The organism is Pseudarthrobacter sp. PS3-L1, assembly GCF_030063285.1.
Classification (GTDB): domain Bacteria; phylum Actinomycetota; class Actinomycetes; order Actinomycetales; family Micrococcaceae; genus Arthrobacter.
The window spans coordinates 1-16473 of sequence record NZ_JASISU010000007.1 but is presented as its reverse complement, the minus strand read 5'-3'; the positions used below and the strand labels follow the sequence as shown (position 1 = coordinate 16473).

The following is a 16473-nucleotide window of genomic DNA, read 5'->3' as shown; positions in this document are numbered from 1 at the left end:
TCCCGATCTGAACTTTATGAAACACCCACCCTGTGGGTGGCCATTTGCGTACCCTCGGTGAGGAAGGAATGAACCCATCGTACCGCACGTCCTTAATGCGTCAACATCGTCAATGCGGAGTGTCGACTGTCAAGTCACACCCGAGCAGGCGTGGGCTCTTGCTCCGCTGATCGCTGGAGAACCGTCGTTCCGGTTTGGTCGGTGGATTGGTGGCCGGTTCCAGTACCCACGCCCGGCTACTCCCCCAAAGATCACTAGGACCTTGCCTGTCCGTCCTGCTGCGGTGATGATTCACGGCCCTGACGGTTCCGTGGCCACGCTGTGTCTTGACCTGGATACCTCCAAGGCATTGCAGGGTGTTGTTGATGCTGACGCGGCGGCGCTGAGAACGCTTCTGAGTGATTCTGGTGTGGTGTTCGTGGAGGATTTCTCTCCGAGTGGTGGCCGGCACCTGTATATCCCGATCCAGGAGCGTTTGAGCGCGCCGGAGGCCCGTGAGCTTGTTGAGGCGTTGGCGTTGGGTGCGCCGAGTTTGGATGCGAGTCCGCATCAGAACATCACCGATGGGTGTATCCGTGTCCCAGGATCGGTCCACAAATCCGGTGGGCACCAGAGTCTGATCACTCCCCTTTCCCAGGCTTATGAGATCCTGCGCCGGCGGAACACACCGGCAGCTATTGGATCTCTCCGTAGCGCCCTCGCCCCTGAGTTGGCGAGGAACAGGGTCCTCAAAGCCCGCTTGATCAAAGCCGCAGCCACGGCATCAGTGCTGAGGCCGACAGCTGCTCTGGTGCCTTTGACGGGTGCAGGGAGTGAGTCTCCGTTGCGCCGTCTGGCTCGTACTGGGTTGTATGAGGCCACCCGGTATGGGAGTGCTTCTGAGGCCCGGATGGCGGTGTTGAATCACTTCGCCGCGTGCGGGTGGTCCCTGGCTCAGGTGAGGGGTGAGCTCACCGGACAATTCCCGGGCCTTGGCGCCCTGTATGGCACAGAGGCTAAGAGGGCCCGGTTGTTGGAGAAGGAGTGGGCCAAAGCCCAAACCTTCACCAACACGGCACCTAAGAAACCAATCCCCTCAGAACGACGGGGAAAAGATGCCTTTATTAACGACACAAGCCCTACTTACCTCACAGGGGGGGCAACCAAACCAAGCCCAGCTGCAATCCACCAGCTCGTGAACGATCTAGAAAATGTCCTTTACGCAGTCCTTGACCACAGGTTCAAAGAACGCGGCCGAGAAGGCCTGAGCCTTCGCCTCCTGATCAGGGGTCTCCTGGGCTACATGAGGACCAAGGAAACAAACCTGGTGGACGTAGGGTGCCGCACACTCGCAGTCGCACTAGGAAAACATCACGCCACTATCGCTAGGCTCCTTTCCCTTCTTGTACAAGGGTCTGACGGCATCGTCAGCAAAGTCTTCGAAGCGCGCCATAAAGCAGCCGACGTGTACTTGATTCAACTTCCTGAGCAGTACCAACAGCTTGCTCGGGAGCTGACGTGGCGAAAGGGCAAAACCCACGCCGTCAGGCCCGTCTTCCGGTCCCTGGGAGATACTGCAGCACTGGTCTATGAGGCTATTGAACGAGGCCGCCAGTCCCCCACCACAGCAGAAATCATCCGCACCACAGGAATCAGCCGCTCGGCAACAGATACCGCCCTGGCAACAATGGAAAGCCTGGCCATGATCCACCGTGACGGCCGTACTTGGCACATGAAAGCCACAACAAACCTCACTACTCTCGCAACCCGTTTAGGCGTACTTGAGGACTACCAAGCCCAGATCAACCGAAACCGCCGAGAACGAGCCCAATGGCACGCCTATCTCGACAGATTGATTACTTCAACGCTTACAGAAGCAGACTTCTACGAGGCCGAACGAGAACAGCATTGGATCCCACCTGAACAGAACGAGCTGTGGGCCGCCTAGACAGGACATACCCGCATAAAGCTGTCATTGCTCTCATTAAAAGTAATGACAGTAATGACTTTTTTGACAGGATTGCAAGTAAAAAAGTTTATAGTAGTATTACTAGTAATAGAGTCATTGACAGTGATACTAGTAAGGTGTGCTTATGACGACAAGCGAAATTTTCGATCGAACTGGACTGGATAGAGTCTGTGCTTTTGTGAACGGTAAAGGAGGTGTCCTCAAGACAACACTCACTGCCAACCTCGGTGGGCTGCTTGCCGTTGCCGGATGGCGAGTCCTTCTTGTGGACTTTGACCCACAAGGAAATTTGGGTCTCGACTTGGGGTACCGTCACCAGGCTGAAGATGACGATGGACTGGGCATGGCCCAAAGCTTGATGTTTGGAGCCCCTTTGAATCCATTGAAAGGTGTTCGTCCTAATTTGGACGTTGTTCCTGGGGGAGCACACTTGGACCAAGCAGCAGCTGGACTCGTCTCTCTGGCTGGTAAAGACAGTCGAAAAGCTAAATTGGCCCTTGCCTCGGCGCTGGCGCCAGTGGCCACTCAGTACGACATCATTTTCATAGACTGTCCTCCTGGAAACGAGCCCTTGCAGCTAGCTGCGCTTGGTGCCGCTTCTCAGATCATTGTTCCGACAAAAACGGATCGTGGAGGCAGAGAAGGATTATTGGGAGTTGCTAAGCGACTCGACTCAGTCATTGATGTGAACCCTGGAATAGATCTTTTGGGCGTCATCATTGCTGCAACTTCATCGTCAGCGAAGTCAGTCCAACGCACTGTCCGAGAAGCGATCATTGAGGCATTTGGAACAGCCGACGTTCTCTTTGAAAATATGGTCCGTCACGCAGAGTCGCCAGCCCAAGCAGTTCGTGAGCGAGGTGTTCTCGTTCACGAGTTAGAAGAACAAGTAAATTCAGGACCTAAGTGGTACGAGGTTCTAAGAGGCACCGCAAAGGCAGGGCCAAGTCAACCCAGATCGGCAGGAAACGTTGCTGAAGATCTCCACAATGTGGCTCAGGAACTCGTAACCAGGCTAGAAGCAGCTGAGAAGAGGAATGCATCATGAATCAGAAGCGCGAACCGATCGGACCACCGCCTAGCCGGCCTACTTCAGGGGTTCAGAATTTACTCAAAGCCAACAGGACTCAGGTGGTAGAACCATCGACAGCGGACGCCGGTGGCACACCAGAACGTCCACTAGAGCGGAAGCAGGTCACTTTTTATATGTCCGCCGAGGATCGGAGGAGGGCTAAGGCAACATTTCAAGGCACTAGTAATCAAGAAATGGATGCATCATGGTCTGAATTTGTTACTCGCGCCGTAATGACCGAGGTCTTGCGTCGCGAACGTGTTCATAACAATGGAGATCAATTTTCGGGCGGGACGAGGAACCTTACGCCGGGTAGGAAGCTCTCCCCTTAACCGAACTTACTGTCAATGACTGCAATGACAGTAATGACCCTTTTCCTCACTCTCGATCAGTGCAAACGTTTCTTGCCGTCACGAAGAAACCCTGTGACAGGTAAGACCGGGACTTTTCGGTTACGGTAGCGCCCGGATCGTCGAGGTGGGAGAGAAGTCATGGCCGGCAGCAAAAAACAGATCGATGGTCAGATGAGCTTTGATGCTCTCTGGGGGGCACCTGAGGAGGAGCGCGATGAACAAGTACGGCAGGCAGGCTCAGGAGGCTTGGAAGGAAGCAAGCCCGACGCGGTACAGCGAGATTCAGAATCCGGAGGAGTTCTTCACGAACTTGGGGGAGCAAGCCCAGGAACGGATGGACGTGATCTGGCCTCAGATCGCGGGACCGGACCCGAAAGGCGAGGGCTACCTGGAGAAAGTCGGACGGCTGAACGCGTCCCGGAACCAGGCCGAGGAGATGGTGGGGGAAGAACTCCTTTCACCACCGGAGATAGAGGACGAGGACGACTACGTGAGCCCGTCGATCAAGGAGCATCTGAGGTTTATGGCCGAAATGCAGCAGCTCCGCGAAGAGATGTAGAGACTCCGGAGGACAGTTTTCGTCCTGTCTCTCAGGAGGACTTGGCACCATCTGGTGCTAGGAGCAGGATCAGGGCCAACGTGGCGGCTCTGGAAACTCTGCAGAGCTTGCAGCGGGAGAACCGACCGGCCACGGATGCTGAAAAAGCTGTGTTGGCGCGGTGGGGGAGTTGGGGCGCGCAGGGCGTATTCCAAATCTTCGATGAGGCACGCGAGGACTACGCAGCCGATCGTGAGCGTCTTCAGTCGCTGTTGACTGATAAGGAATACACCGAGGCCCGGCGCACTACGGTCAACGCCCACTACACGGACGCAGCCTACGTCCAGGCCATGTGGACTGCTGTGCAGGACCTTGGCTTTACCGGGGGATCAGTGTTGGAGCCTGGCTCCGGTGTGGGCACCTTTATGGGTTTCGCCCCTGAGGGTGCTCAGATGACAGGCGTGGAGCTGGACTCCACGACAGCGGCTATCTCCCAGGCCCTCTATCCGGATGCGGAGATTCGGGCAGAGTCTTTCGCTACAACGAGATTGCCCTCAGGGCACTTTGACGCAACTATCGGCAATGTCCCGTTTGCCCCTGTAGCGCTCCACGATCCACGCCACAACGCTAAAAAGCATTCGATCCACAACCACTTCATTGTGAAGTCTTTGGGGCTGACAAGGCCCGGTGGCATGGTGGCTGTCTTGACGTCCAGCTTCACGCTGGATGCCTCGAACCCCACAGCTCGGCGTGAGATGAACCAGCTCGGGGACCTTGTGGGAGCCGTCAGACTCCCTACTGGTTCGCACCGCAAAGCAGCCGGAACAGACGCTATGACTGACCTGTTGATCTTCCGCCGTCGAGAGCCAGGCAAAGAGCCGGCCTCTACCCTCTGGGAGACCGTTAGCGCCCGGGAAGTCGACGGGACGATCACCCGGCTGAACTCTTATTTTGATGAACACCCAGAGCGGCTACTGGGGGAGCTGCACGTTGGCAACGGCATGTATGGGGCAGAAACACTGCAACTAAGAACCGATGATCTTTCGGCCGTTCCGGCCCGCCTTGAAACAGTTTTGGCCCAGATTGTCACTGAGGCCAAGGCGGACGGACTGGTCCAGAGCGAACGCACCGCAGAGCAAGAACAGCAACGCGCGGCCTACGTCCCGGCAGCAGCTCACGAATGGGACGGGCATATCAGCGCCACGGAGACCGGCTTCACCGTGGTCAGCAACGGTTCCTACACGGATCTTGCAGTCCCTAAAACCCAGGCCGTGGAATTACGGACTTTGTTGGGCTTGCGGGACGCGGCCAGGAAAGTCCTGGTGGCAGAAGCAGACAGCCTGGACGACACTCCTGAAATTGATGACCTCCGGGAACAGCTCCACAGCGCCTACAGCGACTACGCGGCCACCTACGGACCCATCAACCGCTACACCCTCAGAGACACCGGGCGAGTGGACGAAGAAACCCAGGAACCGATCCATGCACGGATGACACCGAAGGCTGTTTCCCTCGTTGCCCGTGACCCGTTCGGGCCACTGGTCACGGCGCTGGAAAACTTCGATGACCCAACACAAAGCGCTTTCCCCGCAGCTCTACTCTCCAGCCGACAAGTACAGCCCCGGCGCCCCGTCCTGGGAGTGGACACGGCAGTTGAAGCTCTCACGGTCACCTTGGACACTGTGGGAGAAGTAGACCTGGACTACGCCGCATCCTTATTGGGCCTTGACCGGGACGAAACCCGTCAAGCCCTGGGCGAGAGCATCTACCAGGTCCCTGGCACGGAGGAACTTTTCCAGCCCCGGGCCGAATACCTGTCTGGGAACGTGAGAGAAAAACTCGACGTCGCCCAGGCCGCTGCACTAACGGATGATACTTACGCCGTGAACGTCCAGGCATTGAAAGCTGTCATCCCGGAACCGCTGCGGATGGACGAAGTAGAAGCCCGCCTTGGTGCCGTGTGGATCGACGCGGCCACCCACCAGGCATTCGCCCAAGAAATACTGACCGACCCTTACGCCACAGTTTCCAACGCGGCCGGGTCCATGTGGGATGTCAAAGCCAACCGGCACACGCTGGCGGCCACGAGTAAATGGGGCACCCAACGGATGCCAGCTTCTGACATTCTCAAACAAGTCCTCGAACAACGCCCCGTGCGTGTCACGGACGAAGGCGAAGACAAACGCCGCGTGCTGAACCCCACCGAAACCGCAGTGGCCCAAGAAAAAGCGCAGCTACTACAGGAGCGATTCAGCGAATGGGTGTGGGAGGAACCAGAACGCGCCACACGTCTGATTGAGGAGTACAACAGACGGTTCAATTCCATTGTTCTCCGGGACTACAAAACCGAGGGCGAGAAGCTGACTTTCCCCGGCAAAGCTAAAGACTGGAATCCGCGCCCACACCAGCGTGAAGCTGTGGCACGGATGCTCTCCGAACCAGCCGTGGGACTCTTCCACCAGGTCGGTGCAGGAAAGACCGGCGAAATGGTCCTAGGCGTGATGGAACTCAAACGCCTAGGAATGGTGAACAAACCAGCCGTGGTCCTCCCGAACCACATGCTTGAACAGTTCTCCCGCGAATGGCTCCAAATCTACCCACAGGCACGGATTCTCGCAGCGTCATCGAAAGACCTGGCAGGGGATAAGCGCCGTCAGTTCGTCGCCCGTGCAGCAGCGAACGACTGGGACGCTGTGGTCATGACACGCACCGCGTTCCAACGCGTGAGCCTTAGCCCAGAAGCCGAAGCAGCCTACATGGCAGAGGAAGTCGCACAGTCTCGCGCCGAACTAGAAGCCTTGCGGGAATCGAGTGCGGAAAAAGGCCAAGCAAACTCAAGTCTCGTAAAACGGATGGAAAAGGCTGTCATGGCTCGGGAAGAGAGTTTGAAAGCCAAACTCGATACCCCAACTGACCCTGGCATCACCTTTGAAGAGACTGGCATTGATTACCTTGTCGTGGACGAGCTGCACGACTTCAAGAACCTGGAAACCCCGAGCAACATCCCAGGGGCAGCAATTCTTGGGTCGGCGCGTGCCTCTGATCTGCACATGAAAACCGAGTTCCTACGCCAACGTGAAGGTAAGCGCGTGATCACCGGAGCCACGGCAACACCGATTGCGAACTCCGTGACGGAAATGTACGTCATGCAGCGCTACCTGCGCCCGGACCTACTCAAAGACGCAGGAATCCAGGACTTCAACACGTGGGCGGCAACGTTCGGGCAAGTCGTGGAAGAAATGGAACTCTCCGTCGCTGGTGGGGACCGCTTCAAACTCAAGAGCAGGTTCACTAAGTTCCAGAACGTGCCCGAGCTGCTGAAAATGTTCCACACGTTCGCGGACGTCAAAACAGCCGAAGACCTGAAACTCCCCGTCCCGGACGTTGCAGCCAGGGCAGAAGATGGACTACGCCAACCAAGCATGATCACCGTTGAACCCAGCGAAGAACTACGCGCCTACATCCAAGACATAGGCAAACGCGTAGAAGCCATCGAACAACGTCTAGTTCCCGCAGAAGAAGACAACATGCTCAAAGTCTCCTCCGACGGGCGTAAAGCGGCCCTCGATATGAGACTCGTTGATCCTTCACTGTTCCAGTCCGGGCCAACGAAGATCACCGCGACCGCTGACCTGCTGGCGAGCGTCTACCAAGAACACAAAAACACCGTCTACACCGACCCCAAGACAGGGGAAGCGAACCCCGTCCCAGGTGGACTGCAACTAGTGTTCTGCGACTTCGGTACGCCGTCCCAGAAGTGGAACGTCTACGGCGAACTCAAAGACCAGCTCCGACGTCGTGGAGTCCCTGAACACATGGTCAGGTTCATCCACGAAGCCAAAAACGACACCGAAAAAGGGCGGATTTTCGCCGCAGCTAGGTCTGGGCAGATTGCCGTTCTCGTTGGCTCAACCTCAAAGATGGGGGTAGGGACAAACATTCAGGACCGCGCCGTGCACCTGGTTGATATGGATGCGCCCTGGCGACCATCGGATGTTGAACAACGCCACGGGCGCGTTATCCGCCAGGGAAACCTGAACCCGGAGGTGCGTATCTCCCAGATCGTCACCAAGGAATCGTTCGATTCCTTCATGTGGCAAGGACTGGAACGAAAGTCGAAGTTCATCAACCAGATCATGCGCGGGAAACTTGATGTCCGCGAGATCGAAGATATAGGGGATAACACCCTGAACTTCGCCCAGGCCAAGGCCATTACCAGTGGCAACCCGCTGGTGCTGGAAAAGGCCGTAGCGGATCAGGAACTTGCCCGCCTGTCCCGGCTCGACAGGGCCTATAACCGCAACATGGTTGCCGTCGCGCACACCAAACGAGGCGAACAAGCCGCCGTCGATACAGCAACCCAGGATCTGCCACTGATCCAAGCAGCAGTAGCCCGCAGCGTGGACACGACAGCGGACGCGTTTAGGGCCACTGTTAACGGCACAACCCTGGAGACCAGGGCAGAAGCAGGGGAAGCCGTAAAAGCATGGGCCGGGCGGCGTGCGCACCAGCTCATGAATATGTACGGCAACGATGACCTCGGGGTCATAGCTACCGTTGGTGGTCACGAACTCCGAGCCAAGCTGGTGCCGGGCCGTGATCTTGACCAGGCAACCGTAGAAGTCCGTATCGACGGAGTGCCAAGGGCAACAACACAGATCAATCGCAGGGCACTACTGAACGCTGACGTGGGGACCATACGGCAACTCGAGAACAGGGTGTCCTCCCTGCCCCGACTCGCCAGTGACGTTGAGGCCCGCAGGCAAGAAGCCCTGAGCCGTATCAGCCAAGCTGACACGGCACTAACGGAACCTTTCAAACACGCTGAATCCCTCAAAGCTGCACAGGTCGATACCGCACGGATCAGTCAGCTCATGGCCGACACTGCGAAACCGGAAGAAGCAGCCAAGGAGGAGGCCGAGATAGAAGTGGACCCGCGGCTGGCACGACAGCAACGACTCCACCAAGCATCCTTCCCACAGAAAGCATCTCCAGGTACAGCGCCAACAGCGAGCAGCTCTCCAGGGAAACCCGTCAACGTGTATGGCTCAAACCGGGACTCTGATTACGGAATGTGAAAAGTGAGCTCGTTAGTCGTCGGGGTGAACTAAAAAGCTGGATCCGTCCGATGCTGGATGCTATGGCCTGCAAAACGAAAAGATTGTGTGCGGGGACTTTTAGTCTTCTCATACGCGCTAAGTGACGTTGTCCGGGCTGGGGACGACTTCAGTTTCAACAGCTCAGGTAGTTTTCCCCGGAGGTGTTGCCGGTAGTGTTGGGATGATTTTGTGTGCTTTGTACGGCTACGAGAGGGAGTCATGGCGGTAGCTGTTCTTGGTGATATTGAATACGGTGATGTCTTTACTCGCCGATGGGTAGTTGAGGCCATTCTCGATCTCGTTGGTTATACAGATGATCGAGATCTTGCGCTCATGAAGCTGGTAGAGCCCTCTATTGGATCGGGGGCCTTTCTCGTACCTGTAGTTGAACGTCTGCTTACCTCCGCCCAAGCTTACGGACGGGGTTGGACTGAAATCAGCTCCGCAGTTTTTGGACTCGACCTTCAAGCGGAGCACGTTAAAACCTGCAGGGAGAAAGTTTCCAAGCTACTCAAGGAGGCTGGTGCGAACGCCGATGAGGTGAAGATGATCACTGATTGTTGGCTGCGCACTGGAGATTTCCTTCTCGATGAAGTGCCCGGTCCCGTTGATTTCGTTGTTGGCAATCCACCGTACATTCGTACAGAAGACCTCGACGACAAAGTTGAAGCGGCATACCGCAATAGGTGGAAAACTATGCGTGGCCGAGCTGACATTTACGTCGGTTTCTATGAGCGTTCACTCGGTCTTCTAGCCTCTGGTGGGCGACTTGGATTCATCTGTGCCGATCGCTGGATGAGAAATGCCTATGGAAAAAATCTTCGGGGTCTAGTGGTCTCGGGATATGCTGTCGAATCCGTCTGGCAGATGCACGATGTCGATGCATTCGAGGCAGAAGTTTCTGCGTACCCAGCCATCACCGTCCTGGCGAATATCCCGCAAGGGAGCGCAACGTTTGTTGACACGACCAAAATCTTCGATGGTCAATCAGCGCGTGAGGTACTGGATTTTTGCAACGACGCACGTACCGAAGCTACCGGGACAGGGTGGGAGGGGGCAAAACTTCCGAGTTGGTTCGAAACTGATGACTTTTGGCCAACGGGTTCACCCCACACCATCAAGTTACTCGAGCGCCTACAAGAGGACTTCCCGACACTGGAATCGGATGGCACAACACGGATTAGCATTGGCGTCGCTACAGGCGCAGACAAGGCCTACATTTTCGACAAGGATCTCGGAATCAACGTAGAAGAAGGACGACTTCTCCCGATTGTCATGGCGAACGATATTCGGGGAGGAACCCTGAAGTCTCCCTCGAAGGTCATGCTGAACCCTTGGGACAGTGATGGTCGGCTGATTGAAATCAGTGATTACCCTCGCTTCGCCGCGGTGCTTGGCTCGCATGAGGCCGTTAGGAAAAGGTTCGTTGCAGTTAAGAACCCGGCCACATGGCATAGAACTATCGACAAAATCAATCCGGGAATAGCGGAGCGGCCTAAGCTCCTCCTCCAAGATATGAAGGCACAGATCACACCTGTACTAGAACCAGGTGGGTTCTATCCGCACCACAACTTGTACTACGTTGTCTCATCGAGCTGGGACCTAGAGGTCCTGGGAGGATTGTTACTTTCGAGAATCGCGGAAGCTTTCATCAGCGCATATGGAGTGAAGATGCAGGGAGGAACCCTCAGGTTCCAAGCCCAGTATCTGCGAAAAATAACAGTGCCGCGTCCCGAAAATATTCCAGAAAATATCTCTGAAAAACTTCGTCAGGCGTTCCGGGATAGAGATCGTGATGCCGCCACACGAGCAGCAGAACAAGCATATGGATTGCCTGCCGGCACCATCTAAGAAAAGAGCGCGATGAAAGATCTGACACCAACTTCCACATGGCAAGCCGCTGTCCTTGGCTACTGGGAAGGCCTCGACCTACAACAAGCAAAACAGGGAGAAGCGACAGGCATCAAAGACACTGGCAATCGTGCTGCTGTAACCGGCGGAAAACAGATGGACGCGATGCAAGAAGTCGTCGCTGGACTCTGGCGGGACGATCCTGAGATCACACTTGAAGTACGCACGACCGGGCACAACAACCTCCCTGCGTACTTCCGCCCAGCAAAGAACTGGGATCTATTGGTCCTCTATCGAGGCTCACTCATCGCTGCAATGGAGTTCAAATCGCAGCGGGGACCTTCCTTCGGTAACAACTACAACAACCGAACCGAGGAAGCCTTAGGGTTAGCAGCTGACTCACAAATGGCGGTAGAGCGAGGACTGTTCGGCCGTCTCAAGCCGTGGTTCGGATTCATCATGATCGTTGAGCGGGCGCAAGGATCGCTAAGCCCAGTCAAGATCCCCAAAAATATGCCTTTCCCAGCAGATGAGATCTTTGAAGGTGCCTCATATATTGGTCGCTACAGCATCTTCTTCGAACGCATGGTTGTAGAAGGAAATTACGATGCAGTCGCACTACTCACTGCCGAAGCTGGCGGCCGCGAATTCGTCGAACCCTCAGTAGGACTGTCACTGGCAAACCTTGAAGCTGCCATCCGATCCCGTATTTCCTACATCAAATCACTGCCAGACAACGTCTTTGACCAGCTGACTGAGTAGAGACAAGATAGCCCGCACCAAAGTGATGGGAACAGATCCCGCCACGAGCGATGCCTGCTCTGCAGAGGAGCCTCCAACTTTCTCGGACGCGTCTTAGGTTACGTCTCGAATTTCCTTGTTGTGGAGATCGTCATTGCAAACTTCTGGGAACGCCCGATATGCGGGGTGGACTCTGAATCGAATTTCCAATTGGGACCGGCTAGCAAATCGTTCTGCCACTTTGAGCTGACGGCGTGCATCTATCCCTCCTTCCGCATAGACGAACTCTCCCGATTTAACCTCCACGCCCAGGAAGGAAGTACAAATTGGCCAGCAGCGAATTTCGGGGACGTTTTCATATGGCTGCAGGAGCTCCTCGAGCTGCTCAAAGGTCATCGTTGAGTCCACTCCAGCAAACTCATAGAGAGCTTCTTCGCGGTCAAAGCCTTCGGCTTCACTTTCAACGAGCAAAGCATCAATTGCAAACCGCGAGTACTACCTCGTGCCTTTCACTTTTCAGCTGCCCTTACTGACATAATCCATACATGTCAGTAGACTCGGGAAATACGTCAGTAGATATTAGCGACCAACAGCGACTTGCGCTTCGTAGAGCAGCTCGAAATGGTGACTACCACCTCATGCTGGGAGCTGGTTCGAGTCTCGACTCCACAGGACCTCAGGGCGCTCCACTTCCAAATAGCGGACAGCTGATCGAAAAGCTTTGTCGCAGGTTCGGTGTTTTGGCAGAGGATGACGATCGTCTTTGGCGCGTCTATGACAGAGCAGTTGAAAGTGCTGGGGAGGCTGCCGTCTATGAATGGTTTAGACAGAATTTTTGGAATGTAGTGCCGCCTTATTGGATGGCGTACTACGCTCGTAGCCCCTGGAGCTCGGTTTGGACTTTGAACGTCGACGACACATTCGAAGCAGCTCATCGATCAATTGTTTCAGACACGAAGCGGACTATTCAGAGTCTCAACTGGGACGATTCCTACCGTCATGGTCGTCAACTAAATGTTATCCATCTGCACGGAATTGTTGATCATATTGAGCCCAGAAAGCTTATATTTTCACTCACCGAGTATACAAGTGCAGGTAAGCAAGATGCTGCATGGCCAGTTAATTTTCGTGACTCGTATGGAAACTCGCCATTCGTGATTCTCGGAGCTAGAATGCGCGATGAACCGGACATAGAAGCAGTCATTTCACGTCGGAGACCAACTCATTTAGCACCAAGTTTTTATGTGGCAAGCACGATTTCTCCGGCCACTCGAGCGGATTTGATTCGCTGGGGACTTGTCCCCATAGAAATGACAGCAGAAGATTTTGTGTTGGAATGGGCCGAGCTGACCGGGCTTGATCTCGAAAAAGGAATTTCCAGTGACATGGAACTTGGAATGCGAGTAACACAAGAGTTTTCGGAACTTCGGTCTGATATCACATCAAAGGCTATGCCGAATCATGATTTCCTCGGTGGAGATGAACCGTTGTGGGAAGATATCCAGAATGGATTGGCCGCCGACCTTCAGTGGGTTTCGGCTGCGAAGACGGACTGCAACCAGATTGGGCAGACAATCGCCAAATCTGCGGTTCTGGCATATGCAGGTCGGCGGCTGTCAGGTCGTTCGACCGGGCTATTGATGTTAGCAAGGCACCTCCGTTCTGCTTCCTGGCGTACATTTCTTTTTCGCGAAAATGGACGGCTCGATATAGAGGCGATCCTAGGTTTCGCATCTAGCGGTGCGCCGGTGGCCTTATTTTTTGACGGCATGTCGGCCGTAGCCGACGACATTGACAAGCTGATTTCGGGGGCTCGAGGTGCTGGACTCAGCATTGTGTGCGTAGCAGTTGATGATGCTGACAGGGAAGCAACTATCCTCGGTCGTATTCGGGCAAACCATTTGGCGCATTCACGCATTGCAAAAATCAACGGGCGACTGACTGGTGTTGATGCATCTCGACTGGTAGACACGCTTGGCCGAGTCGGCAGGCTAGGAATCTTGGAGAGCATGCCGGATCGTCGTCGGCTGGAACATTTCAAGCGTCAGGATCTTTTCGTTTCCATGGCACAACTTGAGAATGCGCCAGGGTTCGGACAACGAGTTGGTGATTTGATAAGTGGAGTTACTGACCAGCAAACGCTGAGCCTTGTCCTGATAGCTGCCTTCGCATCGCAGGCGGGAGGGCACCTCTTGGTTATTGACGCGGCCCGTATGGTGGGCATGGAAAGCGATGAACTAGTCAGACGGGTAGCTTCGGACCCACAACTGTCAGCTCTGCTCTTGACGGACACAAGCCGAGTGAAAACGCGCCATCGGTGGATGGCACTGCAACCTGTGGTCGACCTTTTAGGTCCTGCTCGGGCTGCGGACATTGTCCGGGATGCAATCCGTCGCGTCTCAGTCCGATTGAGTCGGAGAAGTCTCCAGGAACGAAATCCAACCTCATTGCTGGTTGGTTTATTTATGTCTCACCGAAGACTGAATGACGCTTTTCCCGATGTTGACCTCGATAGCTGGTATGAATCCTTGCTCCCCGTTTTTGGTACTTGGAGCGGCAGGTACTGGGAGCAGCGGGCAATCCTTGCACGCAAGTCAGATCCATCTCAGCTGGCCAAGGCAGAATCCTTCGCGCTTCGAGCGGCAGAAATTGTCCCGGACACCTACAGCCTTACCACCCTCGGGACTGTCCTCTTGGAGAAAGCAGCTCGTGCGCAGGTGGATGTAGAAAAATACTATGAACGTGGAAATGCCGCTTTTGAAAGAGCTGTGCGTTTGGATTCGTCAACCAACAGTCTCGTTACTTGGATAGCTTTCTTGCGCTTTTCACTTAAAGTGTTGCAGCGACTATCCGAGTCCAGCGATTCTGATCCAGTTTCTGAAGAGACTCGTGATTTGATGGGGCGAATAAAAAGTGATTGGTCGCGCACATACAGTCAGATTGGTATTTTACGCGACTCGGGTGAAGAAGTTTCAGGCGAGCTGGCGGCTCTTCGACGTAGTTTTGAAACTTTTAACTAGCATGTTTTATTTTTCTCAGCGATGGAATCTTCGTTGGGTGTGCTCTGGTAAAAGTATCTTTTTTGAATCGTCAGAATGGGCCTGACTCGGACGACTAATGCATGCCAGGCGATTGGCCGAGAGTAGTGTCCTGCCTGACGCCCGAGATGGGTAGGCACTCTTGGCTTGCATCGGGAAATTCGTACAAACACCCAGGCGCCGTTCGAATGTATGACAAGAATATTCACGTCTGCTACATGCGGAACGGAAATATTCCACGCGCGAAAGACCATAGCTGGAAAGACTTCTCGCTGTTGCTGCTTCCCGCAATCCGTCATGATTTGGCTAACCAGATGGATCAGTGGCTAGAGATAGCAGCATTGGCTTCGGGCCCAGCTATCACTCTGCTGCGGGCATTGGACGTCATTGGGTGGCACTTGGGCGTGCAAAATCAGAGGACGACGTGAGCCAAGGCCTATCGGATTAGTACAAGGTGCCCCTATTGCCGAGCATGAAGCTATCTGCGCGGACAACTCTGTTTAGTCGTACTTCATCTCGGGCCGACTTTCGACGTAGCGGAAATAAAATGGATTCTTATTCTGCTGCAGAGCTGACCAACCGAAACCGGGCATTTAAGCGGTTAACGGCTTCACTACCGTGAGGGCGCCGATCCGAGGTGTTCCTCTCACTTCAATCCCCGCAATGGCGGTGGCTTTTCGTCCAGGCATTTTGGCGGGGTCTTCTTGCCATCCATCCAACCAGGTTCCGACCCCCTTGGTTGCGAAGATGGCAAACGAGGCTGCATTCCTCGCCGGGTCAAACCTCGGCCGGTAGTAGATGCCGCCATGTCGTGAGTCCGCAAACTGTTGAGCCCAATTTTGGGACAAATCGTAAGGAGCTCCCGCAGTTAGCTCATTTGTCACCCCGAAGGCTGCCGATTTTCCCTCCTCATCGTTGAGGTCTGCAAGTTTGGTCACGGCGGGGAGATGGAGCCGCGAAACACACATTTTGCCCGCATCTTCGTCGTGGATGAATCCGGCCCCGGCCAGAGATTTGCCTATGTGCTCCCTAATGGCGGTGCGAATGTTGTTCGCAAGATAGCAAGTGCCTCCGGATCCGGTCGTGAGGTCGAATCTTCCTCCACCGGAAGACGAGAACCACCAGGCTGACTTGCCTTGGGCGTGCGCCCTATATAGAACATCCGTCGGGGAAACCTCGATCTTGGGGAAATCGTGGAGAGGCTGAGTCGGGTTCCCCTGTGCTGGGGAATCTCTTCGAACCATTGGGGTGCTCAACGGCGCCACCTTAAGATGTCACGCCTAATACAAACTACGACCGCCTGCACAGGGTTTCCCTCCGCGAGCCAACTAATCGGAGTCTTGGAGGCGAGGTCAGGATTTTTGGCAACGAGCCAAATAGCTCGCGTCCATTCGTTGAACGGAACGTCCTCGAAAGCTTGCAACACGGTTTTCAGGCCGGGCACAGCACCGCCGTCTGGGATGAACTGGAAAGCGGGGAACACGGTGAAGCCATCCTCCGTGCGCAGCATAAGAAGCTCCCGTAGCGTGGCTTTTGAACGGACCACCCCCGCAGGGATTTCGAGAAGCTCAGCGACTGACTCTGTGTCGTAGAACGGGCCGAGCAGTGCGTCAAAGTCGTGTGGTTCGTCCGCACGGTTCCTCCGCGCTGCCTCGTGGGCGCGCATGCGTGGAACCGACTTGGAGACGTCTGTCTTGCTCGGCGGACTGTTGCTGCTAACTGCCATGTAGGAAATATACGCCCAAGGCTGTTGATGCCTAGTGCAAAGCTCGTTCAAAGCAGAAGACAAACATGCCCCATGTGCCCGTAAGGCGGTCCTGCGCCGGAACGTAC

12 protein-coding genes are annotated in these 16473 nt (G+C 55.1%); 9 read left to right on the top strand and 3 right to left on the bottom strand.

Translation table 11 applies throughout. From position 1 onward, the window contains the following. Positions 1-262: 262 nt before the first annotated feature. The 7 genes from QMG79_RS15630 (at position 263) to QMG79_RS15605 (ending at position 11623) form a co-directional block, all read left to right on the top strand. On the top strand, positions 263-1927 hold the full coding sequence (locus QMG79_RS15630) for a bifunctional DNA primase/polymerase (RefSeq protein ID WP_283539553.1): 1665 nt from the start codon (positions 263-265) through the stop codon (positions 1925-1927). A gap of 145 nt (positions 1928-2072) precedes the next feature. Beyond that, on the top strand, positions 2073-2996 hold the full coding sequence (locus QMG79_RS15625; protein ID WP_283539552.1) for a ParA family protein: 924 nt from the start codon (positions 2073-2075) through the stop codon (positions 2994-2996). After that, complete coding sequence (locus QMG79_RS16665) at positions 2993-3352, top strand: ParB family protein (protein ID WP_502934761.1); 360 nt, start codon at positions 2993-2995, stop codon at positions 3350-3352. The genes QMG79_RS15625 and QMG79_RS16665 overlap by 4 nt, the downstream gene beginning before the upstream one ends. Before the next feature lie 235 nt (positions 3353-3587). Then, on the top strand, positions 3588-3932 hold the full coding sequence (locus QMG79_RS15620) for a TnpV protein (protein ID WP_283539551.1): 345 nt from the start codon (positions 3588-3590) through the stop codon (positions 3930-3932). Positions 3933-4012: 80 nt separating this feature from the next. Beyond that, complete coding sequence (locus QMG79_RS15615; protein ID WP_283539550.1) at positions 4013-8989, top strand: helicase-like domain-containing protein; 4977 nt, start codon at positions 4013-4015, stop codon at positions 8987-8989. Positions 8990-9229: 240 nt separating this feature from the next. After that, the gene (locus QMG79_RS15610; RefSeq protein WP_283539549.1) at positions 9230-10861 is read left to right on the top strand and encodes an Eco57I restriction-modification methylase domain-containing protein; all 1632 of its coding nucleotides are present in this window, start codon (positions 9230-9232) and stop codon (positions 10859-10861) included. 12 nt (positions 10862-10873) lie between these two features. Continuing rightward, positions 10874-11623, top strand: a complete 750-nt coding sequence (locus QMG79_RS15605; protein ID WP_283539548.1) for a PaeR7I family type II restriction endonuclease — start codon at positions 10874-10876, stop codon at positions 11621-11623. A 93-nt stretch (positions 11624-11716) separates the two neighbouring features. Here QMG79_RS15605 and QMG79_RS15600 read toward each other — a convergent pair whose 3' ends face one another. Continuing rightward, on the bottom strand, positions 11717-12073 hold the full coding sequence (locus QMG79_RS15600) for a hypothetical protein (protein ID WP_283539547.1): 357 nt from the start codon (positions 12071-12073) through the stop codon (positions 11717-11719). A 74-nt stretch (positions 12074-12147) separates the two neighbouring features. Here QMG79_RS15600 and QMG79_RS15595 point away from each other — a divergent pair, with 74 nt between their 5' ends. Together QMG79_RS15595 and QMG79_RS16660 are read left to right on the top strand one after the other, a co-directional pair. Continuing rightward, positions 12148-14622: a P-loop NTPase gene (locus tag QMG79_RS15595; RefSeq protein WP_283539546.1), complete on the top strand. Its 2475-nt coding sequence runs from the start codon at positions 12148-12150 to the stop codon at positions 14620-14622. 101 nt (positions 14623-14723) lie between these two features. After that, positions 14724-15068: a DUF6308 family protein gene (locus QMG79_RS16660; RefSeq protein WP_502934760.1), complete on the top strand. Its 345-nt coding sequence runs from the start codon at positions 14724-14726 to the stop codon at positions 15066-15068. Positions 15069-15233: 165 nt separating this feature from the next. On the opposite strand, the gene QMG79_RS16655 is transcribed toward QMG79_RS16660, so the two are convergent. Both QMG79_RS16655 and QMG79_RS15590 read right to left on the bottom strand, forming a co-directional pair. Beyond that, entirely contained in the window at positions 15234-15884 is a 651-nt protein-coding gene (locus QMG79_RS16655; protein ID WP_502934763.1) for an RES family NAD+ phosphorylase, read from the bottom strand. An 8-nt stretch (positions 15885-15892) separates the two neighbouring features. Further along, positions 15893-16366 carry a hypothetical protein gene (locus tag QMG79_RS15590; RefSeq protein ID WP_283539545.1) on the bottom strand — a complete coding sequence of 158 codons (474 nt, stop codon included), beginning with the start codon at positions 16364-16366 and terminating at the stop codon, positions 15893-15895. Positions 16367-16473: the final 107 nt, after the last annotated feature.

Coding starts and splice junctions, on each gene's coding strand:
- QMG79_RS16660 (WP_502934760.1), top strand. CDS start 14,724: ATGCCAGGCGATTGGCCGAGAGTAGTGTCCTGCCTGACGCCCGAGATG.
- QMG79_RS16665 (WP_502934761.1), top strand. CDS start 2,993: ATGAATCAGAAGCGCGAACCGATCGGACCACCGCCTAGCCGGCCTACT.
- QMG79_RS15595 (WP_283539546.1), top strand. CDS start 12,148: ATGTCAGTAGACTCGGGAAATACGTCAGTAGATATTAGCGACCAACAG.
- QMG79_RS15610 (WP_283539549.1), top strand. CDS start 9,230: ATGGCGGTAGCTGTTCTTGGTGATATTGAATACGGTGATGTCTTTACT.
- QMG79_RS15620 (WP_283539551.1), top strand. CDS start 3,588: ATGAACAAGTACGGCAGGCAGGCTCAGGAGGCTTGGAAGGAAGCAAGC.
- QMG79_RS15605 (WP_283539548.1), top strand. CDS start 10,874: ATGAAAGATCTGACACCAACTTCCACATGGCAAGCCGCTGTCCTTGGC.
- QMG79_RS15590 (WP_283539545.1), bottom strand. CDS start 16,366: ATGGCAGTTAGCAGCAACAGTCCGCCGAGCAAGACAGACGTCTCCAAG.
- QMG79_RS15625 (WP_283539552.1), top strand. CDS start 2,073: ATGACGACAAGCGAAATTTTCGATCGAACTGGACTGGATAGAGTCTGT.
- QMG79_RS16655 (WP_502934763.1), bottom strand. CDS start 15,884: ATGGTTCGAAGAGATTCCCCAGCACAGGGGAACCCGACTCAGCCTCTC.